The following is a 22335-nucleotide window of genomic DNA, read 5'->3' as shown; positions in this document are numbered from 1 at the left end:
ACGGCGGTAGTGCCGGATCAGCAGGTGCGGTGACGCAGCGCACCCGGACAACAGCGTTCGGCCGCGGCGGCGATGCGCCGGGCGTGGATCACGGCGCGCCCCTCGCGGCAGCGGCCCAGCGCTCGAGATCGGCCGGATGCAGCGGTCCGTTGTGGACCTGCAGCACCGTGCCCTGCGCATCGATCAACACCGAGAAGGGCAGCGTGCCGATGCGGTTGCCGAACGAGGCGGCGGTACCGGGGGGGCCGTCGCTCTCCACCAGTTGGGGATAGGTGAGCTGAAGCTGGTCGCGCAGGGCGTTGGCAGCCTCGATGTCGTCCAGTGCGATGCCGACCACCTGCACGCCGTTCGGCAGCGGTGCCTGCGCCTGCGAGAAATGCTGCAGGTCCGGCAGCTCCTTCAGGCAGGGCCCGCACCAGCTGGCCCAGTAATTGAGCAGCACCGGGCGGCCGCGCCATTGCGCCAGCGCCGCCGGGGCGCCGTCCAGATCGGTCCAGTGCAGGGCAGGTGCCGCCTGGCCGGCAGGGGCGGCGGGTGTTGGCGGGGCGGCGTGCGATGCCAGGGGCAGCGCGAGCATCAGTGCGGTGGCCAGCAGCGCCGGCAGATGCGAAGCAGGAGAAGTCATGGAGGGGAGGCCGTCGAAGACGTCGCACGCGACGCGAAGCGGTCATCGGTCAGGGTGTGCAGGAACTGTTCGATATCGTCGATCTCCGCTTCGGTCAGGTGCAGCGGATCGCGCAGCTGTGCATCACGGCCGATCGAATCGGGGATCACCTTGCCGGGGTCGTCGTAGTACACGATCACCTCGCGCAGGGTCTTGAACATGCCGTTGTGCATGTACGGCGCGGTCAGTGCGACGTTGCGCAGGCCGGGTACCTTGAACTCGCCCTTCTGCGTGGGATCGCCGGTGATGCCGCCGCGGCCTTCGTCATTGAACTCGCGGCCGTTGTAGATGCCGATGTTCTTGAAACGGTCCGAGGTGAAATCCTCGCCGGCGTGGCAGCTCACGCACTGGGCCTTGGTGATGAACAGCAGGCGGCCGCGCTTGGCCGCGTCGCTGATCGCGTCTTCCTGGCCGAGCGCATAGCGGTCGTAGGGACTGTCCACGGTATTGAGGGTCTTCTGGTAGGCGCCGAGCGCCCGGCCCAGCGTCCGCGGGCTGGGTGCGGCATTGTAGGTCGCCTGGAAGCGCGCGACCCACGCCGGGTCTGCAAGCAGCCGGGCCACTGCCTGATCCACCGGCAGATCCATTTCCAGCGGATTGGCGATCGGCGCCAGGGCCTGCTCTTCCAGGGTTTCGCTGCGGCCATCCCAGAAGAAGCGGGTCCGCCCGGCACTGTTCATCACGCTGGGGGTATTGCGGGTGCCCACACGGCCCTCCACGCCCAGGCTGAGCGCACGGTCATCGGCGAATGCGCGGGCGGGCTGGTGGCAGCTGGCGCACGACACCGTGCGGTCGCGCGACAGGATGGGATCGAAGAACAACTGGCGGCCCAGCTGGGCGCGTGGGTTGTCGGAGAGATCGCCGTCGTAGGTCGGGGCATCGGCGGAGAACACCGGCGCCAGTACCGCAACGCCGATCAGCGCGGCCAGCAGGGCAAGGGAGCGGACAGGGCGGGGCATGGTGGCGCCGCGCTCAACGCGCGGCGATCTCCTGCTGGACCAGCTCGCACAGCCCACTCTCTTCGAAGCACACCTGGGCACGCAGGGTGCCGTTTACCGGTCCGGTGCCGGCGGCGACCGGCAGGCGCAGCTGACCGCGTTCGCTGAAGTAGGTATAGCGATACTCGCCGGCGAAACTGCGGCCGTGCCCTTCGCGCGGCGCGACCGAGTGCAGCGGTCCCTGCGCCTGTTCGCCACCGGCCAGGGTCACCCGCGCCGCCCGCGGGCCGATCTGCGGTTGCTCGAAATCGGAGGCATACAGAATCCAACCCGGTTCGATGCGGGCGTCGATCACCAGCTCACGGGTGCCGTCGGGGCGCGCTTCCACGCGCGGATCGAGTGCGACTTTCGGGGTGTCGGCGGCGGCCGCGCCGAACGGGATGAGCAGCAACGCGGCAACCCACGGGGAAAGGCTGCGACTCACTCCTTCGCCCCCTGGCCCTCGGTGGTGATGCGCAGCTGCACCTCGTCGGCGATATTGGGCAGGAACCCGGTCAGGCCGAACTCGCTGCGGCGGATGACGGCGGTGGCGTTGAAGCCGATCGTGGGCACCTTGCGGCTGGGATGCTCACCCACCTTGTTGAGGGTGGCGTCGAGTACGACCGGACGGGTCACCCCATGCAGCGTCAGATCACCGGTGATTTTCAGGCGGCCGGTGCCTTGCGGCACGACCGAGGTACTGCGGAAGCTGGCCTGCGGGTGCTTGGCGACATCGAACAGCTTGTCGCCCTTGACGATCTCGTCCAGTTTCGGGACGTGGGTGGCCAGCTCGGCCAGCGGCAGCTCCACCTGCACCTGCGACGCAGCGGGCTTGGCCGCATCGTAGATGAGCGTGCCGCTGCTGATCGCCGCGCGGCCGGTCGGGAAGGAGAAGCCGTTGTGGTTCCAGGTGAACAGCACATCGGTGTGGGTGGGGTCGAGCTGATAGGTCACCGGTGCGGCGGTCGCCACGGCGGGCACGGCGGCCGCGGTGAACAGGGCCAACAGGAGGGCAGTACGCATGTGAGGTTCTCTGGGCAGTGGCGCGCAGCCGCCCGCGGCATCACGAAGAGACCGTGCCGGGCAGGCAGCGCAGGAGCGGGTGAGCAACGGCCAGACGCGCTGGCCGCTGCAGCGGGTTACGGGGCGATCGCCAGTGATGTGGTCGTCGCCGGGGCGGCGGGAGCAGCGGCGCTGGCCGCGTACGGATCCGGTTCGGCGATCAGCCCATCAAGCAGGCTGTTGAAGCGGGTCACGTAGTCCTGGTGATACTCACCGGTGACCGTGCCGGTGTAGCCGGTATAGATCTCGCGGACCTTGCCGTCGCGGCCGATGATGATCGTGGTCGGGAAGGCGGCCATGTAATTGAGCCCCTTGAGTTTCTCGGTGGCCACTTTCTTGTCGGCGATACCGCCGAACACGATGTCGTAACGGATGTCGAAATAATCCTTGAAGGTGGTCAGGGTCTTCTGGAAATAATCGAAGTTGTCTTCCTGCTCGAAGGCGACGGCCACCGCTTCCACCCCACGGTGCTGGTTCTGCTTGAACCACGGCGCCAGGAAGTAGGTCTGGTCGGTGCAGTTGGGGCACCAGGTGCCGATCACTTCAACGATCACCACCTTGCCGCGGTACTTGTCGTCCTGAAGCGTGACCGGCTTGCCCTGCAGATCGGGGAAGCTGAAATCAATGCGATCCTGGCCATCCTTGAGGAAGGTGAGCTTGTACGGATCGGGCAGCTCCACCTTGTCGCTCTTCTCGGCCTCGAACTTGACCACGTTGTAAATGCCGCTGCCGAACGCGCCCTGGATGTTGCCGTCCTCATCGATCGTGCCGCGGATCAGCAACGGGCTCGGCCCGCTGAAGCCGGACAGATAGAAGCGGTTGCCCTGTACGGTGCCTTCCAGCTCGCGGGTGTCGCCAACGACGGTCATGAACACGCCGGAGAGGCGGTTTCCTTCCTGCTTGAGCAGGGCCACCTGGTTGCGCTTGTCCTGGCGGGCCGCCTTGTCGATGGTCTGCACGGCCCACTTGCCGCTGAGGTCCGCCGCGGGCGCCTCGTCCTGGCCTGGCTTGACGAAGCGCCATGCCGCGCCCTGTTCGGCGGTGAAGGCAAGGTTGCGCGCCCCGTTGCGGCTGGGCACCAGGTCCTTGTACTGGCCAACGAGGTGTCTGCCATCCTCGGAGACCTTGCCTTCCAGGACGGCATCGTAGGTGTTCATCCGCACCGAAAATGTCCCGTCATCGCGCGGGGTGACCTTGAATTTGTCCGTGCGCGTGCCGTTGAGCAGGGTGAAGGTCGCGTCCTGCGCGCGCTTGCCCTTTACTTCGAAGTTGAAGGGGATGGGGTCGCCATCGATGGTGAATTCGCCACGCCACACGCCTTCGGCAGGAAACGGTGCTTTGGCGGCGGCCGCGGCAGGCAGGGCGAAGGCCAGGCTTGTAGCGAACAACAGGGTCGCGACGACGCGACCGGATAATGCCAGTGTCATGAGAGTGCTTCCAGATAATCCCCTTGGTCGCGCCAAGTCGCCGGCGATGCAGCCCCCGTTCCACTGCATCCGCTGAAAGGCCATCCCTGGCCGGTCACGTGCCATCCCTGGCGTGACTGGATTATTGCCACGTGAATGTCGTAAAAGTTCATCGCCGCTTGGTACGCATGTTCATCAGCATATTCAGCGGCGCGACGATGGCAGGCTGATAACCGTTTTGATATCAGCACGCGCCGGTGCTGCCGGGTTGCGTATTTGCCGCCGCCCGCCACATCGAAGACCATGGCGGCCTGAAGCGCCCACTGGCCGGGCGCAATGCCGCAGGCAGGCCGAGTAGCACCGCCGCCGCGTGCCGATAGAGGAGCAAGTCATCGTGAAGCCCAGGGAAGGTATCCAGGTGTCGGTCTACACCCGTTGGCACCAGTTGGCGGTGCCGCTGGCATTCGTACTTGCTGCCGGCAGTTTCATGTTCATCGTGCTCAATCGTGGGCCGGTAGGCGTCGCGATCGTGGTCGCCATGGCGTGCCTGGTGATTCCGCCGTTGCTGGCCTTCCAGGGATTCCCTACCCGCAACGAGGTCATGATCATGCCCGACGGACTGATGTTCTCGCGCCGCGACGCGGTGCCATTCGATGCGCTCTCCAGCTGGGGCACCGATGATTATCTGAAGCTGGTGCGTCCCGGCCGGGCGACGCTGATGGTCAGCGCTGCCGATCTGCAGAGCCGGGAGCGCTTGCTGCGCGAGTTCCAGCAGGCGTTGGATGCCTGGCAGCGGAAACAGCCGGCACTGAGTAAGCCGATCCGCCGCACGCACTTCTACGGCTCCGCGCGTGCCGCTGCCATCGGTGCGGTGATCATGGCGCTTGGAGCGGTGTGCATTGTCATGGCGCTGCGCTTGCGTGAGCCATCCATCGAGCTGGCGATCGTTGGCGCGCTCGGTGGGCTGTTCGGGATGTTCATGCTGCTCGGCCGACGGGTCTGAGCCGGGCAACGCGTCCACACGGTCTTGTTTTCAGCGTCTCGCGTATTTCACGAGCTCAAGCGCAGCCTGCCGATGCGAGCTGCATCCGCAGCGCATGAAAAGGAGTGCCATACGCTATGAATACCCGAGGCGATTACGCCCACCCCGAACCCGTCGCTGCGGCGACCGTCGCCGTGGTCACCCCACCGCCCGTGGTGGACCTGCCGCGCGATAGCGCGGTGTCATGGGGCGCGATTCTGGCCGGTGCCATTGCCGCCGCTGCGCTGTCACTGATTCTGGTGATTCTCGGCGTGGGCCTGGGCCTGTCGTCGGTGTCGCCGTGGTCGTTTGAAGGCGTGACGGCAGAAACGTTTGGCTGGTCCAGCATCGCGTGGCTGACCTTTACCGCCATCGCCGCGTCCGGTCTGGGTGGCTATCTGGCTGGCCGCCTGCGCACGAAGTGGAGCAACATCCACGGGGATGAGACCTACTTCCGCGACACCGCGCATGGGTTCGTCTCCTGGGCGGTGGCCACGTTGCTCACTGCCGCATTGCTGACCTCGGCCATCGGCGGCATCCTGGGCGCCGGTGCCAAGGTTGCCGGCGCCACTGCCGGTGCCGCCGCCTCGACGGCAGGCGGTATCGCTGCCGCCGGTGCAGGCTCGGCTGCGATGGGCAGCGACCAGGGTGACGTGCAGTACTGGGTGGATTCACTCTTCCGTGCCAACCCGACCGCTGCGCAGCCCGCGCCGCCGGCCGGCCCGGCCGACGCGTCGGCACCGGCACCGGTCGCCAACGGTGCACCGCCGCCGCCGCGCCCGATGCCGGGTGCCGACCGTCGTCCGGACAGCCGTGAAGTGCGTACCGAGGTCAACCGCATCATCCTCAACAGCCTGAAGTCCGACACCATGGACCCGGCCGACACCCAGTATCTGGGGCAGCTGGTGGCGGCGCAGACCGGCATGAGCCAGGCCGAAGCACAGGCCCGCGTCACCGATGTGCAGACCCGCCTGCGTGCGGCGCTGGACAACGCCAAGGTGCAGGCCAAGCAGGCGGCTGACGATGCCCGCAAGGCAACCGCCTACGCCGCGTTGTGGCTGTTCATCACGCTGCTCATCGGTGCGTTCATCGCCAGCCTGAGTGCCACCTGGGGCGGCCGTCGCCGCGACCTGTGATCCTGACCACCTCAAGGGAGGAAACACCATGAAGTACATTCTGCTGTGGATGCTCGGGATTCCGATTCCGCTGCTGCTGTTGTTCGCGCTGCTGCGCTGACCGCTCACCCATCAGGCCGCCTTCGGGCGGCCTGATGCGTTGTAGGGACCCGATGGTGTAGAGGCGCTGGGCGCTCGCTGCGGCGTGGCTGTCTGAACGAGTCAGGGAGGTGGAGAAAACCTTCACGTTGCGGGCATCGGCCTTCGTGCCCAATCTTCCTGAATTCATTTAAGCTTTCACCATTGCGGCCCCCATTCATATCGGAGATGGGTCGCGCGTCACCCCCGTATCCCCCCTTTTTCCAGGACCCTCTCCATGGCGGCTTTGCAGCAGCGCACGATCGATCTCATCCGCAGCCACCAGGAGCCTGTGCTCGCCGCATGGGCCGGCAATCTGGCCGGTACCAGCCAGGCGCAGGACGGCCGCCTTTCCTCCCGCGAGCTGGATGTCCAGGTCCGCGAGTTCTGGCGCCTGTTCCTGGATGCGCTGTCGGCCACCGACGTGAGTGCCGTCGCGCGGGCAGAGTGGCAGGATATCCGGCGTTTCCTGGAGGAACTGTCGCGCGAGCGCGTCCTGAAGGGATTCAATTCCGCGGAGACCGCCAGCTTCATCTTCTCGCTGAAGCGACCGCTGTTCGACGTGATCCAGCAGGGGTATGCCAATGACCCGGCGCACCTGGGCGACCAGCTGTGGGCGATCTCCGAGCTGATCGATCAGCTCGGGCTGCACACGGTCAGCGTGTTCCAGAAAACTCGCGAAGACGTGATCCAGCGCCAGCAGGAAGAAATGCTTGAGCTGTCCACGCCCGTGGTGAAGCTGTGGGACGGTGTGCTGGCGCTGCCGATGATCGGCACGTTGGATTCGCAGCGCACCCAGGTGGTGATGGAGTCGCTGCTGCAGCGCATCGTGGATACCGGTTCTGAAATCGCCATCATCGATATCACCGGCGTGCCGACCGTGGATACGCTGGTGGCCCAGCATCTGCTGAAGACTGTCACCGCCATCCGCCTGATGGGCGCCGATGCGATCATCAGCGGCGTGCGGCCGCAGATCGCCCAGACCATCGTGCACCTCGGGCTGGACCTGCAGGGCATCGTGACCAAGGCCAATCTGGCCGACGCACTGGCGCTGGCGCTCAAGCGCACCGGCCAGACCGTCACCCGGACCGCCCGCTGAGATGGAGCGCATCCCGATCCTGCAGATGGGCGATCTGCTGCTGGTGACGATCCAGGTGGACATGCATGACCAGCTGGCGCTGACGCTGCAGGACGACCTCACCGAGAAGATCCGCAGCACCTCCGCGCGCGGTGTGCTGATCGACATTTCCGCACTGGATATCGTCGATTCGTTCATCGGCCGCATGATCGCCACCATTTCGTCGCTGGCCCGGATCATGGACGCCACCACCGTGGTGGTGGGCATGCAGCCGGCCGTGGCAATCACGCTGGTGGAGCTGGGGCTTACGCTCAGTGGCGTGCGCACCGCGCTCAATGTGGAGCGTGGCATGAAGCTGCTGCAGCGTACCGACGAAGACGAAGCTGCCTCATGAGTGCGTCCAGTGGTTCGCTGCCGATCCGCATCGAGCAGGACGTCGTGCTGGCCCGCCAGGCCGCACGCCAGATCTGCGTGGCATGCAAGCTGCGTCTGATCGACCAGACCAAGCTGGTCACGGCCGCCAGCGAGTTGGCCCGCAACGCCGTGATCTACGGCGGCGGCGGGACCATGGACTGGGAGGTCGTGGAGAAAGGCCTGCGCAAAGGCGTCCGGCTGGTCTTCGCCGATAGCGGGCCCGGCATCCCCGATGTCGCGCAGGCCCTGACCGATGGCTGGTCATCCGGCTCGGGCATGGGCCTGGGGCTGTCCGGTTCGCGTCGCCTGGTGGATGAATTTGAACTGGAGAGTGCGCCGGGGCAGGGCACCCGCATCACGATCACCAAATGGAGCTGAACTTCGCCGGCCAGGTAACGCGGGTCGTGCTGGTCGAAGAAACCTCCCAGGTCGGACAGGCCCGGCGCGAAGCGCTGGCGCTGGCCGATCATGTCGGCCTGGATGAAATGGACGCCGGCCGCGCGGCGTTGGTGGCCACGGAGATGGCGACCAACGTGCTCAAGCATGGGCGCGGCGGACGCATGTACCTGTCCGTGGTCTGTGGCCGCGGCGGTAACGGCGTGGAGCTGTGCACCGTGGACACCGGTCCGGGCTTTTCCCTGGCCGAGTGTCTTCCAGACGGCTACTCGACCGGGGGCACCCAGGGGTTGGGGCTGGGTGCGATCCAGCGCCAGGCCACCGTGCTGGATGCCTGGTCCGATGCCAAGGGAGCGGTGGTGGTGGCGCGGATCTACGCCAGTCGTGCGCCACGCGATATCGATGTGGCCTACGGTGCGCTGCGCATTCCGATGCGGCACGAGCTGGCCTGCGGCGATGCCTGGCATATCCGCGCCGACGGACAGACCGTGGCGGTGACCGTGATCGATGGACTCGGCCATGGACTTCCCGCCGCCGATGCCTCGCGGGCCGGCGTGGAGGCGGTCGCGCACACGGCCGCGGCCGGCGCACCGGCGTTGATCGGCGTCCTGCACGCGGGCATGTCCGGCACCCGGGGCGGTGCAGCGGCCGTTGCCTGCGTGGACGTGGCCTCCCTGCAGGTGGAGTTTGCCGGTATCGGCAATATCGCCGCGAGCCTGTGCGAGCCCACCGGTTCGCGTGGGTTGGCGTCACACCCGGGTATCGTGGGCGTGCAGTACCGCAAGGCACAACCATTCCATTTTCACGCGGCCGCAGGCACGCTGCTGGTCATGCATAGTGATGGCCTGCAGGCACGCTGGAGCCTGCGTGACTACCCCGGTCTGCTGCACCGCCACCCGGCATTGATCGTGGCGGTGCTGCAGCGTGATTTCGATCGTGGCCGGGATGACGCCGGCATTGTTGCCCTGCGTCTTGGAGATCTGCATTGAGCGCTTCACCCGATGATCAGGAGCTGCAACGGCTGCGCCTGGAAGCCGATGCGCTGCGCGCTGAGTTGGATGAAACCAATCAGGGGGTGCTCGCCTTGTATGCCGAGCTGGACGAGCAGGCCGAGCAGCTGCGCGAGGTGTCCGAGCTGAAGAGTCGGTTCCTGTCCTACATGAGCCATGAGTTCCGCACGCCACTGGGCTCGATCCTGAGCATGACGCGGCTGTTGGAGGACGGCATGGATGGCCCGCTGACCGAGGAGCAGCGCCGGCAGGTGCGTTTCATCAGCGCCTCGACCAGTGAACTGCGCGAGATGGTGGACGACCTGTTGGATCTGGCCAAGATCGAGGCGGGGCGCATCACCATTTCACCGGCCTGGTTCGACCTGATGGACCTGTTCTCTGCGCTGCGTGGCATGTTCCGCCCGCTGGTGGAGGGCAACCAGGTGGACCTGGTATTCGAAGACCCGCCGGTCATGCCGCTGCTCTATACCGACGACAAGAAGCTGGCGCAGATCCTGCGCAATTTCATTTCCAACGCATTGAAGTTCACGCCCAATGGCCAGGTGGTGGTATCAACCCGGCTGGAAGGTGAGAACGCCGTGCGCTTCAGCGTGCGCGATACCGGCATCGGTATCCCCGCCGAACTCCAGTCGACCCTGTTCGAGGATTTCGTGCAGGTGGATACCCCGCTGCAGAAGCGCCTGCGCGGAACCGGTCTTGGTTTGTCCCTGTGCAAGCGATTTGCCGAGCTGCTGGGTGGGCATGTCGGGGTCGAGAGTGACGTCGGTAAAGGCTCGGACTTCTATGTCGTACTGCCGCTGACACTGGCCACGGAGGCCACGCATGCCCAGCCCTGATCGCATCCTGGTGGTGGATGACAATGTGGCGACCCGCTACGCGGTGCGCCGCGTACTCGAGCACCACGGGTTCCATGTCGAGGAAGCGGGCACCGGCGGTGAGGGGCTCGCGCGCCTGGCCGAGCATGATTTCGGCGCGCTGGTGCTGGATGTGAATCTGCCGGACATGAGCGGCTTCGATGTGGTGCGCCAGTTGCGTGAGGACGCGCGGCTGCAGTTGCTTCCCGTGGTGCACGTCTCGGCCGCATCCATCGCGACCGGTGACATGATCACTGGCCTCAACGCCGGCGCCGATGCCTATCTGATCCATCCGGTCGATCCGGATGTGTTGTTGGCGACGCTGCGCAGCCTGCTGCGCGCCCGTCGTGCCGAGGAAGCCCTGCGCGATACCGAGGCGCGGTTCCGCGAAATCTTCCGTCACATCAATGCCCCGATCGCGGTATTGGATGCGTCGCTCAACGCCCATGATGCCAACGATGCCTTTACCCGTCTGCTGGGTCAGCAGGCAGGACCAGGCCAACTCGATCAGCTGCTGCAGGATCAGCTCGCCCCGCTCAGTGCATTGAAAGTGGCGTTGGCCGAAGGCGAGCGCTGGCGGGGTACCTTCAGCCTTCGGGTCGGCGGGGTCCTGCGCATGACCGAATGGCGGGTGACCCCGTACCAGGCCGCCGGGCAGGGCCTGGTGCTGATCGAAGACACCACCGAACACCATGCGCGCGCCAACGAGCAGCGCCAGGAACTGGAAAGCGCCACGTCCGAACTGGCGTTCCAGATCGCCGAGCGCGAGCGCACCGAGATCGAGTTGATGCAGGCGCAGAAGATGGACGCGCTGGGCCAGCTCACCGGCGGCATCGCGCACGATTTCAACAACCTGCTGACCACGATCATCTCCGGGCTGGACATGATCGAGATCGCCGCCTCCAGCGGTAAATGGGACAAAGCTTCGCGCTACGTCGAGATCGCCACGGGCTCGGCACACCGTGCCGCTGCGCTGACCCAGCGCATGCTGGCGTTTGCCCGCAAGCAGCCGCTCGATCCGCAGACCTTCGATGTGGTCGCGCGGGTGCGCTCGCTGGAAGACATGCTGCAGCGATCGATCGGTGAGAACATCGAACTCGAGCTGGAACTGGGCGTTGAACCCCTGATCGCGGTCGCCGACCCGAACCAGTTCGAGAACGTGATCCTCAACCTGGTCATCAACGCCCGCGATGCACTGGCGGGCCAGGGGCTGATCCGCATCCGCGCCGGGCGTGCCCGGATCGAGCGCGACCATGAGCTGGCGCCTGGCCACTACATCACCGTGACGGTGCTCGACAATGGCGTCGGCATACCCGCGGAGCTGTTGACCAAGGTATTCGAGCCCTTCTTCACCACCAAGCCGCAGGGCGAGGGCACCGGGCTGGGGTTGTCGATGACCTACGGGTTCGCGCGGCAGTCCGGTGGCAGTGCGCGCATTGCCAGCGAACGTGGCGAGGGCACCGAGATCGAGCTGCTGCTGCCCGAGGGGCAGCTCCAGTCTGCGGCCCACGACACATTGGCACCCGCACAGCTGACCCGTGGCAGCGCCGAGCGGATTCTGCTGGTCGACGATACCGATTCGGTACGCATGATGGTCCGGGAGATGCTGGTCGAGGCCGGTTACCAGGTCGTGGAAGCCATCAACGCACAGCAGGCCCTGTTGGAACTGCATTCGGACCGTGACCTGGACCTGCTGCTGTCCGATGTGGGTCTGCCGGGCATGAACGGCCGTGAGCTTGCCGATGCGGCTCGGGTGTTGCGCCCGCATTTGCCGGTGCTGTTCGTCACCGGTTACACGGAGAGTGCAGCCGTCCGCAATGAATTCCTGGGGCAGGGCATGTCATTGCTGCCCAAGCCGTTCAGCGTGAACGAGCTGCTTCGGGGCGTGCGGCAGATGTTCAACCCGGGCTGAGCTGGCGGACCGCCGGCATGGGTACAATCCCCCGACGCCTCCGGGGGAAACCGCCATGTCGCCACCCGCCATCGGCCCTGCCGCCCGCGCACTGGCAGACCGTGAGTGCAGGGCCATCGCCGCTGCGCTGGCGCTTCAGCCCGATGTCCACGATGCCGTGCATCGGGCGCGCAAGACGATCCGCCGCCTTCGCGCGCTGCTCGCCGTGCTGGAGAGCAGCGACCTTGAGACCGGCCGGACCGACGCGAGCCTGCGCCGGCTCGGGCAAGGGTTGTCGGCCTTGCGCGATGCCCATGTGGTGGTGGAGACCTGCCAGCACCTCGCCGCGCAGCAGCCCGCCCCGCCGTGGACGGAGGTGTGCAGGCGGTTGATGGCGCGGCGCGACGTAGTGCTCGCCCGGGCGCTGGCGCGCGACCCGGCGTTTGCGCGTCGTCACGCGGCGCTGCTGCGTATCGCCGGCGAACTCCAGGCGCAGCCATGGGACGCGCTGAGCGGGCGCGATCTCCGCAGGGGTCTGGCCCGCAGTGAACGCCGTACTGCCAAGGCGGAGAAGCGCGCTGCCCGCACCGGAGATCCGCAGGACCTGCATCGCTGGCGGCGCAGAGTGCGTCGCCTGCGGATGCAGCTGGAGGCGATGCCCGCGCTGGACAGTGCGCTTGCGGCCTCGATCAAACGGAAAGGGCCGGGCCACCAGGCGCGCGCGCTGCATGCGCTGGGTGATCAGCTTGGCAGGCAACAGGACCTGCGGATGGTCCGCAACCTGGTGCGGGTGATGCCGGGCGTACCGGAACGGCGTGGCTTGCTTGCGCAGATCGATGCCGCACTGGCCGCTGCGCTCGGCTGAGCAAGGCAAGCGTATCCCTCAGGCCCCCGCGACCGTACGCACGCCGGCATGGCCCCCTGCCTTCGGCGGCTTGTACTCGCAGCGTGGATACGCCGAGCATGACTGGAACGCGCCATACGGCCCGGTGCGCGGCACGATCACCCCCACCTTGCAGGCGGGACAGGCCTGCTCGTGGATCGTGTCTCCGGCCATCGAGGTCACGCGTACCGCGCCGTCGTTGACCAGTTCGGTCAGGAACGCCGAACGTCGGCCCTGCACGGTGAACATCGCCACCGAACGGCGCGCGCGCGTCAGCGCGACGTAAAACAACCGGCGTTCCTCACCGAGCGGGTACGCATCGCCGTCGGGCATCGCCAGCGCCAGTACGGGGTCATCCGCGCGCGCGTTGGGGAAGCGGCGATCCAGCATGCCGGGCAGGATCACGTAGTCCGCTTCCATGCCCTTGGACCGGTGTGCGGTGAGGAAGCTGACCTGCATGTGCTGCCCGTAACGCGCGTTCCAGCTGGCCGGAAGCATCGCGCGCTCGGCGTTGTAGCGGCCCAGCACGAAGACGGTGACCTTGCCGTCCCGGCCTGGGGGTACCTGGCCGGTCAGCAGCTGCTGGTGCAGTCGTTCGAGGTACTGCTCGACCGCGCCGGCCAACCGGTCGCGCGAGGCCACTTGGAAGGCCTGCAGCACCGCGCCATACGCCGGGGTGAGCGAGTGGACCTGCTTGGGTATCTGCGTTGGATTGCGTGACACGAACGCACTGGAGACATCGCACAGCGCCTGCGGGCAGCGGAACGTCTGTTCAAGCTTGAGCACCTGGCCCGGGCCGAACCAATCCAGGAAGCCGGTCATCACCGAGACGTCCGCGCCGGCGAACCGGTTGATCGACTGCCAGTCGTCACCGACCGCGAACAGATGTTTGCCCGGCGCCTGCACCAGCGCGCGGCACAGACGCGCCCGGGCGCGCGAGGCATCCTGGAATTCGTCGGCCATCACCAGGTCGAACGGCGCGACACAGCGACCCTGTTCCAGGTGCTCGGCAGCCTGGTTGAGCATGTCCTCGAAGTCGATCCCACCTTCCGCGACCAGCGCATCGTCCCAGCCGTCCAGGATCGGAATGATGAGCTCGAGGAACAGGCGGTAACGGTGTTTGAAGTGATCGTCCGGCAGCCCGCGCAGCCGCTCGACCATGTCCTGCACGTGCAGGCCGTTGCTCTTGGCGTGGCTGATGAAGGTCCGGACCAGGCCGATCAGGTCGGTATCCGGCATCGGTGTCGCGCCGCCCTCGGGCAGTTCGCGGTCGGGATTCGGGTCGAGCTCGAGACCGCGCTGTGACAGTGCATCGCCCAGCCGCAGGAACAGTTCGCCCGTGCGCAGTTCGTGCGAGGAGGTCTCGATCCGCTCGGCGCCGTGGGAGCGCGGGTGGCCATCCGGCGGCGCTGGCGACGGGCCGTGTCCATCCGGGGCGAGGTGGTCGTGGTTCAGCCCGATGCCCGGGTAGCAGAAATCCGGCCGGTACTGGCGGTACTCGTCCGTGCCGGCATCGAAGGCGTGCCGCCGGGCGTACGCATAGTCCACGCCGTTGTAGAACAGCCAGTCCGCGATCACGCATTCTTCGATGCTGCGCACGCGCTCACCCTGCAGCGTACGCACGTAGCCCTGCCCATCCTTGTCCCATTCCTCGGCATCCAGCGGCCCGCCGGTGACGGGCAGATCACGACCGAACACCAGCCGGAACAGGTCCCACTGGGTACGGAAATGGAGAGAGCGGTCCTTGAGCTGGTCGATGATCTCGGCCAGCCGGTGAAAGCCCTGCGTGGCATCCACGGCCCACTCCGGCACCTGCGGCATCCGCCCCGTGGCCTGGGCGATGATGTGCCGGCCCAGCGCGTGGAAAGTACGCGCCTCCACCCGGACCTCGCCCAGGCCAATGCGATGGAACGCGCGATCGGCGCGTGTCTGCAGTTCCGTGGCGGCCTCCTTGTTGAAGGCGAGCATGACGATGCGCTCTGGCGCGACGAGGCCGCGTTCGATCGCGTACGCCGCCTTGGCCACCATCGTCGAGGTCTTGCCCGAACCCGCGGCGGCCACCACCTGGACGCGGTTGTCGAAGCAGATCACTGCCCGGGCCTGCTCATCGGTGAGCGGGCGGCTTTCCACGTGATCCAGCAACGCACGGCTGGCCATCCGCTCGCGCGCCTGATGGGCCTCATTGCGGCGTGCCCACATCGCTGGCCAGTCGGCCAGCCACAGCATCAAGGTTGCTTCGATCGCAGCGGGATCACCCTCGAGTTGGCTGCGCAGCGCGGCGTTGTCGAACACCGCCCACAGCGCCTCTTCCTCCAGTGGCAGGGCGGGGCGCGCCTGCAGCAGCGCCTGTTGTTGCTCGTGGGTCAGCCACAGCGCTTCCTCGTCGGCCCGTTCGGTGGCGGTCTGCACCTGGCCAAGCCAGCGCTCGATCGCGGCGTAGGCCTGCTGGAACAGGGCGACATGGTCGCGCTGGCGCTGTTCACTGCGCAGCTCGGCCAAGGTGGAGGCCAACTGTCGAGCCGAAGCGGCGTTCAGGCCGCCGAGCGTCAGCGGGGCCTGCCCGTCGCGGTGCAGGGTAAGCCGTGCCCACGGCAGGCGCGGGTGCACCTGCAGTGCCTCCAGCGGCGCGGGGCAGGGGCGGCCGTCCACGGTCAGCACAAGCTGGTCGCCTTCCAGGCGCAGGCGCCAGTGCGGTGATCGCGTGAGGCGTTGACCCCAGTCGCTCGGGGCCCATTCGTACGTCATCGGTGTATCCAGGTGCGGCCATCGTTGCGGCCGTGGCCGGAACAGCACGGGTGGCGCGGTTTGATCGGATGCCCATGATAGGGGAAACCAAAAAAAATCCCTGCCTGGGCAGGGAGTTGAATTGGCCGACGGGGCTGGCGGTGCGCTTACTGCTGCAGCACCGGCACGCTGCGCGAGCGGCGATCCACCAGCATCGCCACGCCCCAGAGCAGCAGGCCGCCCAGCGCGGTGGCGGCGCCCACGTAACCGGTCACCGCCGGGCTGAAGCCGGCGCCGATCGCCATGCCGCCGAACCACGGCCCCAGTGCGTTGGCGGTGTTGAACGCCGCGTGGTTGGAGGCGGCCGCCAGCGTCTGCGCTTCGCCCGCCACATCCATCAGGCGGGTCTGCAGTACGGCCGCCAGGGCGCCCATGGTGCCGACGGCAATGATCATCGGGAACACGCTCCACACCGACTGCGCGGCCAGCGGGAAGGCGAGCAGCACCAGGATCGACCAGACCAGCACCACGGCCGCGGCGCGGAACTGGAAGCGGTCCACCAGCCAGCCCCCGGCCACGTTGCCGATGATCGCGCCGATGCCGAAAATGCCCACCGCCAGCGGCATCCACGATTCGGCCAGGCCGGTGACCTGCACCAGGGTCGGGGCGAGGTAGGTGAACACGCAGAACATGCCGGCAAAACCGACCGAACCGATCGCCAGCGCCAGCCACACCTGGGTGCGGTTGAAGGCGCGCAGCTCGCGCATCGGCGAGGTGCGGACTTCATCCGGATCGGGCAGCAGGAAGCGCGCGATCATGGCCACGGTGGCAATCGCCAACACACTGACCACCGCGAAAGCAGTGCGCCAGCTGAGCTGCTGGCCGAGCCAGGTGGTCAGTGGGTTGCCGACCAGGATGGCAACGGACAGGCCGAGCAGCACCTTCGAGACCGCCGCGCCGCGCTGGGCCGGGGGACTGATCGCGGCGGCCACCAGCATTGCCACGCCGAAATACGCGCCATGCGGCAGACCGGCGACGAAGCGGGCCAGCAACATCGTGCCGTAGTTCGGCGCCAGCGCGCTGGCCAGGTTGCCGATGGCATAGAACCCCATCAGCGCCAGCAGCAGGTTGCGGCGAGCGAAGCCGGCACCGGCAAAGGCCAGTACTGGTGCGCCGACCACCACGCCGACGGCGTAGGCACTGATCAGGTGGCCGACCTGTGTTTCGCTGATGGACAGACCACGGCTGATCTCAAGCATCAGCCCCATGCTGGCGAACTCGCTGGTGCCGATGGCGAAGCCGCCCAGCGACAAGGCCAGCAGAATCAGAGTGCGCTCGCGCGGCGAGAGCCGGGCGGCCAGAGGGACGGAGGAGGAGCTCATGCAGGCGGCGGCGTCGATCGGGGGAGCGCGGCATTGTACTGCTGCGGCGCAACATTAATCAGGCCCTTGGGTAGAACGCTGGATCCGCGGGACACTGCGCACCTGCGGCAAGGGCATCCGGGTGAGCCCGGGACGCCCGTGCTGATGGGCTGTTGTCGCGTCTTCACGGATAGCGCTCGGGCCTGAACGGCAGTCCCTCCGGCGTGTCCAGCGGGGGGCTGACCCCATGCGCACGGCTGAGAATCTCGTTGGTCCGCTTCTGTTCGGCCAGGATCTCCCGCAGCAACCCCTTGATGCCGAAGATGGCGAAGGGAACGAAGATCCACAGCAGCCCGAACAGCGCCCAGCCGAGGCCAATCAACAGCGAGAAACCGTCCAGCATGTGCATTCCTTTGTCAGTGGCAGAGATGTCCGTGCGCGCATGATGGCCGCTGCACCGTTCGGGCGGCTTCGGTCAAGGCCAGTCTCGCTCATTCGTGCGACAATTTGCCTTCAAAGCCACCACCTGTCGATGGCTGCGCCATGTGGCCATAGGGGTTGTGATGTCTATCAGTACGGGCTTTCCAGCGCTCATCGGCTTTGATCTGCCCGGTCTGCAGGATGGGGCTGGCGCGTCACGCGTGATCGTCACCGCGCTTGTGGATGGCACGCCCCCCAGTGACTGGATGCGCATCCTGCACCGTCTGGCGTGGCCATCGCTGCGCCTGGATCACGGCGTCGAGCAGATCCGGCTGGTCGGGCAGGGCATCCATTTCGTGGGCGCCATCAAGGACCCGCGCGCGTTGTCCGCGTCGGTGCGCGGTCTCTTCAACGAGATCAACGCGAAGGTGCTGGATCGCCGCTTGGCCGCGATGGAGAACCCGCTCGACGACGACGGTCCCGGCGCGGCGCCCCTGGCGGATCCTGCGATCTCGGCGGATCCACGTCTGGACGATGTCGCGGCGTTGCTGGCGATGCCTGCCGTGCCGGGCATGCTGGAACTGGCCAGTGCGATGACCGGCATGCGTTTCGTCGCCGTGGCACGCGTCACGGCGGATCGATGGACGGCATGCGCCGTCCATGACGGCCTCGATTTTGGTCTGCGGCCGGGCGAAGACCTGGTGCTGGAAACCACCATCTGCGATGAAATCCGTGAGCATCGCCATCTGGTGCAGTTCGATCAGGCCAGCACCCACCCGGTATTTTCCAGCCACCCCACGCCGGCGTTGTACGGGTTCGAGAGTTACATCTCGGTTCCGATGTTCCGCCGCGATGGCGGGTTCCACGGCACCCTGTGCGCGCTGGATCCGAATCCCTCCAGGCTCGATACCGCCACGGTGAAGGCATTCGAGATCCTGGCCGGCGTCATCGGCGCGCAGCTGGAGGTGCCGGAGGCATCCGCCGAGGCGGGCCAGAAGGTGGCCAGCATGAGTGATGCACTGTCGGTGCTGTCCGGTCAGGTCGACGCACTGGAGGCGGCGATGCTGCCGGAGCAGTTCCGCACGGTGACCGCGCGGTTGCGTGAGCTGGTGGACGCGCGAGGGGCAGTCCTGGGCTGATCGCGCCGCTGGGCAGCGCTGCGCAGGTCTTTGTCCCCTCAGCCGTCTACCTCGACCCGCGCAAAACGCGCACGCCACTGCCCGTCCACCTCCACCTGCGCGACGAACATCTCGAACGGACGCACCCACAGCCCGATCTCCGAATCCAGCGGCCGGTACAGCACCATCGGCGCCAGCGTTTCGCTGTGGCGGACAACGCCGATCACTTCGTAGTTGCCGCCTTTGAAATGGCGGTAATGGCCGAGCGGCAGGGCGGGCAGCGGGGTGAGATCGGTCATGGTCTGGCAGCGAGGCAGGCGGGCTGGCCATTATCGCCCGGGCTGCCGATGGCGTCGCGGGGTCTCAGCCGGCATCCGGCAACGGACCGGCGCGGCAGGCACTGACCAGCTGCAGCACCGCGTCAGGGTGCATGGGCCGCGCGAGGTGATAGCCCTGTGCTTCGTCGCAGCCCCACAGCCGCAACAGCGAGAGCTCGGCTTCGTTCTCCACGCCTTCGGCTACCGTGCGATACCCGAGCTGCCGCGCGAGCTTGATGATGGCCTCCACCTTGAGCCGCGCGGTGCGCGAGCGCGCCAGCCCGGTGACCAGCGTCTGGTCGATCTTGATGTGGCTGATCGGCACCTCGCTGAGGTAACCGAAATTGCTGTAGCCGCTGCCGAAGTCGTCAATCGCGATGCGCACGCCGGCAGCCGCCATGTCGCGCAACTGCGGCAACGCCGCAGGATGATGGTTGAGCCATTGGCCTTCGGTGATTTCGATTTCGATCACGCCGGGGGCGAGACCGTACGCGTGCAGTCGCTCCGACAGGACGCTCCATACGCATTGATCATCGAAGTCGCGTGGCGAAAGATTGATGGAGAGGCTGAAGCCGGGCACGCGCTCCTGCCATTGCGCGGCCTGGGCCAGGGCGTGATCGATGACCCAGCGGCTGATCGCCGGCATCAGCGCGGTGCGCTCGAGCACCGGGATGAATTCGCCGGGGCTGACCGGACCCAGCATCGGGTGGGTCCAGCGCAGCAGTGCCTCGGCCGATACCGGCAGCCCGTCGAGCAGATCGAAGCGTGGTTGGTACACCAGGCTGAACTGGTGCTGGGCCAGCCCGCGCCCGGCGTCGGAGGCCAAGCGGTAACGCCGGCGAAGGGCATCGTCGCGTTCCTGCGAGTACCAGCACAGGCAGGCATCGGTCTGGATCGCGTGGTGCATGGCGACCAGGCATTTGCGGACCAGATCCGCGGTCTGGCCCGGGACGGGGCGGAAGTCGCATACACCGGCGTGGAACTGCGGCGACATCGGAATGCGGCCGGCCATCAGCGGCCGGCGCATACGGATGCGCAGGCGCTCAAGCAGTGCCTCGGTCTGGTGGTGCGAGTGGTCCGGCAGCAGGAAGGCGAAGCGGGTCACGCCCACGTGATAGACCTGTGCGATATCGCGCAGCACGTCCTGCACCCGCAGCGCCGCTTGGCGCAGCAAGGTTTCCACCGGCTTCATGCCCAGCGCCTGGCCGGCCTCGTTGGCACTTTGCAGATCGAATACATCCAGCAGCACTGCGGTGAATGCATGCGACTGGCCACGGCGGGACAGGGCATTGAGGTCGGCCTGGAACTGCTGCCGGTTGGGCAGGCCGCTGATCTGCTCGCGCCGGCCCAGCGACATCTTCAGCTCCATCTGCGCGACCACCACCCGTGACAGCGTCTGCAGCTGCAGCTGTTCTTCGGCCGACAACTGACGGGGCTCACGGCCCATGATGCACAGCGTGCCGAGTGCGATGCCGGCCTTGGTGATCAGCGGGGCACCAGCGTAGAAGCGCAGCTGCTGCGGGCCGGTCACCAGGGCATTGTCGGCAAAACGCGCATCCAGGCGCAGGTCCGTCACCTGCAGCACGGCGCTGGCGCCCAACGCCCATGCGCAGATCGATGCGTGCCGTTCGTTGCGGGTGAGCGTCAGCCCGACGCGCGAGATGATGTGCTGGTGCTCGGCATCGAAGATGGACACCAGCGCAATTGGAACGCCGAAGGTAAACGCCGCCAGTTCGGTGATCGGGTCCAGCGCAGTACCCAACGCAGGGTCCATCACGTTGAGCGCTTCGATCAACGCCATCCGATCTACATCATCACTTCTGTCCAGCATCTACCGCACCCTGTTCCGACTACACCACTACTATCCCCAGTGGAATGCAGAACCGATGTGAAGCACGAGCGGCGCGGATGAAGCGTTCACGCTGGCGGCAGTGCGCTCGCTCAGCAGGGCGCGACCGGTGACTGCAGCAACGTCACCAGCTGGCGCAGACGATACGGTTTGGGCAGGAATTCGACATGTTCGGGCAGCGGCGGCAGCTGCGAGCGGGCGTAACCGGAGGCCAGGATGATGCGCGCATTGGGTAGCACATCGGCCACATGCTCGCTCAACTCAACCCCACTCATGCCGTTGGGCATGCTGATATCGCTGAACACCACATCGAAACCGCCCGGGTCCTGCATCAGCCGCAGCGCGGCCGGGCCGTCGTCGGCGGTGTGGATTTCAATGCCGAAGTCCTGCAGCGCCTGGCCGATCAGTTCACGCAGGTCCTGCTGGTCTTCGACCATCAATACGCGTAGGGGCTCAGACATGCTCGACTTCCTCAATGACAGGTAACAACAGACGGACGGTGGTCCCGCGTCCGGGGGCGGTTTGTACGTCGACGAAGCCGTCGCACTGGGAAACGAAGCCGAACACCTGGCTCAGCCCCAGTCCGCTGCCTTTGCCGATTTCCTTGGTGGTGAAGAACGGCTCGCTGGCGCGCTCGGCGATGTCCGGGGGCATGCCATTGCCCTGATCGGTCACCGCGATGGCGACATAGTGGCGGCGCATGGGCTGGGACAGATCCGGCGCCAGCCGCTGTTCGACCTCGGCCGTGATCGTGACCGTGCCGCCTTGGGGCATCGCTTCGCCACTATTGAGCACCAGATTCAACACGGCGCTGTGCAACTGTACGCCATCGGTGACGATCGGGGGCAGATCCGAGGTCAGATCCAGCTGCACCTCGATGCCCGCCGGGCAGGCGCGGCGCAGTACGGGCAGGGCATCGAGCAGGAAATCCTGTACCAGGACCGGCTCGCGCACCAGCGTCTGATCAGCCGAGAACGCCAGTAGTTGGCGGGTCAGCAGCGAGCCGCGGTCGGCGGCGGCATGGGCCAGGTCCACCAGCGCCTGGGTGCGCCCGTCGGCGCCGGGGCGCAGGGCGATCAGGTCCAGGGCGTTGCCGATGGTGGTCAGCAGGTTGTTGAATTCATGGGCCAGGCCGCGGGTCAGCCGGCCGACATTGTCCAGTTGGCGCTGCTGCACGTGCGCGCGCTGCGCATCCTGCAGCAGGCGCTGGGCCTGGTAGCGTTCGGTGACATCCTGGGTGACCTTGACGAAACCGAGCAGGCAGCCGTCTTCGCGGACAGGCTCGATCACCTCGCCGGCGCGGAACCGCTCGCCATTGCAGCGCACCCGCCACCCTTCACCGACGAAGCGGCCATGGTCCCGGGCGTGCGCCAGCGCCTGCTCCGGGACGCCCAGCTGCTGGTCTTCGGGGGTATAGAACAGGCTGACGTGCTTGCCGATGACGGCCTCGGCGGCATAGCCCTTGACCCGTTCGCAGCCACGGTTCCAGCTGCAGATACTGCCCTGCGTATCGAGCAGATAGATCGCGTGATCGCTCACGTTGTCGATCAACAGCTTCAGCTGCCGGCTTTCGTCGGCGAGCGGTGCAACGCTGGATACGGCCTGGACCACGACGGTTATCGACTCCCCCGATAAGG

General features: G+C 66.7%; 23 protein-coding genes. 10 read left to right on the top strand and 13 right to left on the bottom strand.

Translation table 11 applies throughout. The annotated features are described in order from the left end of the window. Positions 1-88: 88 nt before the first annotated feature. The 6 genes from ABE546_RS02805 to ABE546_RS02780 form a co-directional block, all read right to left on the bottom strand. Positions 89-625 carry a TlpA disulfide reductase family protein gene (locus ABE546_RS02805; protein WP_346462631.1) on the bottom strand — a complete coding sequence of 179 codons (537 nt, stop codon included), beginning with the start codon at positions 623-625 and terminating at the stop codon, positions 89-91. After that, entirely contained in the window at positions 622-1623 is a 1002-nt protein-coding gene (locus tag ABE546_RS02800; protein WP_346462630.1) for a cytochrome c peroxidase, read from the bottom strand. Before ABE546_RS02800 ends, ABE546_RS02805 begins: the two co-directional genes overlap by 4 nt. Positions 1624-1636: 13 nt before the next feature. Next, the gene (locus tag ABE546_RS02795) at positions 1637-2086 is read right to left on the bottom strand and encodes a protein-disulfide reductase DsbD domain-containing protein (RefSeq protein ID WP_346462629.1); all 450 of its coding nucleotides are present in this window, start codon (positions 2084-2086) and stop codon (positions 1637-1639) included. Beyond that, positions 2083-2664 (bottom strand): YceI family protein, encoded by a 582-nt coding sequence (locus tag ABE546_RS02790; protein WP_346462628.1) that lies wholly within the window; start codon positions 2662-2664, stop codon positions 2083-2085. Before ABE546_RS02790 ends, ABE546_RS02795 begins: the two co-directional genes overlap by 4 nt. Positions 2665-2780: 116 nt before the next feature. Continuing rightward, positions 2781-4130, bottom strand: coding sequence for a TlpA disulfide reductase family protein (locus ABE546_RS02785; RefSeq protein ID WP_313212654.1), 1350 nt, complete (start codon positions 4128-4130; stop codon positions 2781-2783). Then, the gene (locus tag ABE546_RS02780) at positions 4127-4414 is read right to left on the bottom strand and encodes a hypothetical protein (RefSeq protein ID WP_313212653.1); all 288 of its coding nucleotides are present in this window, start codon (positions 4412-4414) and stop codon (positions 4127-4129) included. Before ABE546_RS02780 ends, ABE546_RS02785 begins: the two co-directional genes overlap by 4 nt. A gap of 65 nt (positions 4415-4479) precedes the next feature. On the opposite strand from ABE546_RS02780, the gene ABE546_RS02775 reads away from it, so the two are divergent. The 9 genes from ABE546_RS02775 to ABE546_RS02735 all read left to right on the top strand — a co-directional run bounded on the left by ABE546_RS02775 (position 4480) and on the right by ABE546_RS02735 (position 12891). Next, positions 4480-5112 carry a hypothetical protein gene (locus tag ABE546_RS02775; protein WP_346462627.1) on the top strand — a complete coding sequence of 211 codons (633 nt, stop codon included), beginning with the start codon at positions 4480-4482 and terminating at the stop codon, positions 5110-5112. A gap of 116 nt (positions 5113-5228) precedes the next feature. Next, positions 5229-6266 (top strand): hypothetical protein, encoded by a 1038-nt coding sequence (locus ABE546_RS02770; protein ID WP_313212651.1) that lies wholly within the window; start codon positions 5229-5231, stop codon positions 6264-6266. A gap of 355 nt (positions 6267-6621) precedes the next feature. After that, entirely contained in the window at positions 6622-7482 is an 861-nt protein-coding gene (locus tag ABE546_RS02765; protein ID WP_313212650.1) for an STAS domain-containing protein, read from the top strand. Between the two features lies 1 nt (position 7483). Further along, positions 7484-7855 carry an STAS domain-containing protein gene (locus ABE546_RS02760; RefSeq protein ID WP_019184175.1) on the top strand — a complete coding sequence of 124 codons (372 nt, stop codon included), beginning with the start codon at positions 7484-7486 and terminating at the stop codon, positions 7853-7855. Further along, a complete protein-coding gene (locus tag ABE546_RS02755) occupies positions 7852-8253 on the top strand; it encodes an anti-sigma regulatory factor (RefSeq protein WP_346462626.1) in 402 nt (133 codons plus the stop codon). The genes ABE546_RS02760 and ABE546_RS02755 overlap by 4 nt, the downstream gene beginning before the upstream one ends. Further along, complete coding sequence (locus tag ABE546_RS02750; RefSeq protein ID WP_346462625.1) at positions 8244-9260, top strand: ATP-binding protein; 1017 nt, start codon at positions 8244-8246, stop codon at positions 9258-9260. Before ABE546_RS02755 ends, ABE546_RS02750 begins: the two co-directional genes overlap by 10 nt. Next, positions 9257-10117, top strand: a complete 861-nt coding sequence (locus tag ABE546_RS02745) for an ATP-binding protein (RefSeq protein WP_313218699.1) — start codon at positions 9257-9259, stop codon at positions 10115-10117. The genes ABE546_RS02750 and ABE546_RS02745 overlap by 4 nt, the downstream gene beginning before the upstream one ends. Next, on the top strand, positions 10104-12047 hold the full coding sequence (locus ABE546_RS02740; RefSeq protein ID WP_346462624.1) for a response regulator: 1944 nt from the start codon (positions 10104-10106) through the stop codon (positions 12045-12047). The genes ABE546_RS02745 and ABE546_RS02740 overlap by 14 nt, the downstream gene beginning before the upstream one ends. 55 nt (positions 12048-12102) lie before the next feature. Next, entirely contained in the window at positions 12103-12891 is a 789-nt protein-coding gene (locus ABE546_RS02735) for a CHAD domain-containing protein (RefSeq protein WP_346462623.1), read from the top strand. A gap of 18 nt (positions 12892-12909) precedes the next feature. Here ABE546_RS02735 and ABE546_RS02730 read toward each other — a convergent pair whose 3' ends face one another. From ABE546_RS02730 to ABE546_RS02720, 3 genes are all read right to left on the bottom strand, one after another. Continuing rightward, entirely contained in the window at positions 12910-15654 is a 2745-nt protein-coding gene (locus ABE546_RS02730) for a UvrD-helicase domain-containing protein (RefSeq protein ID WP_346462622.1), read from the bottom strand. Positions 15655-15800: 146 nt separating this feature from the next. After that, on the bottom strand, positions 15801-17015 hold the full coding sequence (locus tag ABE546_RS02725; protein WP_313211126.1) for an MFS transporter: 1215 nt from the start codon (positions 17013-17015) through the stop codon (positions 15801-15803). A 163-nt stretch (positions 17016-17178) separates the two neighbouring features. Next, positions 17179-17397, bottom strand: coding sequence for a hypothetical protein (locus tag ABE546_RS02720; protein WP_313211127.1), 219 nt, complete (start codon positions 17395-17397; stop codon positions 17179-17181). Positions 17398-17557: 160 nt separating this feature from the next. Between ABE546_RS02720 and ABE546_RS02715 the strand changes: the two genes are divergently transcribed. Beyond that, positions 17558-18553, top strand: a complete 996-nt coding sequence (locus tag ABE546_RS02715; protein WP_346462621.1) for a GAF domain-containing protein — start codon at positions 17558-17560, stop codon at positions 18551-18553. Between the two features lie 38 nt (positions 18554-18591). Here the strand turns inward: ABE546_RS02715 and ABE546_RS02710 are convergent, their stop codons facing one another. From ABE546_RS02710 to ABE546_RS02695, 4 genes are all read right to left on the bottom strand, one after another. Next, complete coding sequence (locus ABE546_RS02710; RefSeq protein WP_313211129.1) at positions 18592-18831, bottom strand: DUF1653 domain-containing protein; 240 nt, start codon at positions 18829-18831, stop codon at positions 18592-18594. A gap of 64 nt (positions 18832-18895) precedes the next feature. Then, entirely contained in the window at positions 18896-20650 is a 1755-nt protein-coding gene (locus ABE546_RS02705) for an EAL domain-containing protein (RefSeq protein ID WP_313211130.1), read from the bottom strand. A 140-nt stretch (positions 20651-20790) separates the two neighbouring features. Next, the gene (locus tag ABE546_RS02700; RefSeq protein WP_121037386.1) at positions 20791-21159 is read right to left on the bottom strand and encodes a response regulator; all 369 of its coding nucleotides are present in this window, start codon (positions 21157-21159) and stop codon (positions 20791-20793) included. Then, positions 21152-22309 (bottom strand): ATP-binding protein, encoded by a 1158-nt coding sequence (locus tag ABE546_RS02695; protein WP_346462620.1) that lies wholly within the window; start codon positions 22307-22309, stop codon positions 21152-21154. The genes ABE546_RS02700 and ABE546_RS02695 overlap by 8 nt, the downstream gene beginning before the upstream one ends. Between the last annotated feature and the right edge of the window lie 26 nt (positions 22310-22335).

Source organism: Stenotrophomonas sp. TWI377, assembly GCF_039674525.1.
Classification (GTDB): Bacteria; Pseudomonadota; Gammaproteobacteria; order Xanthomonadales; family Xanthomonadaceae; genus Stenotrophomonas.
Note: the sequence above shows the minus strand (reverse complement) of the source record. Positions and strands in the feature narration are given on the sequence as shown.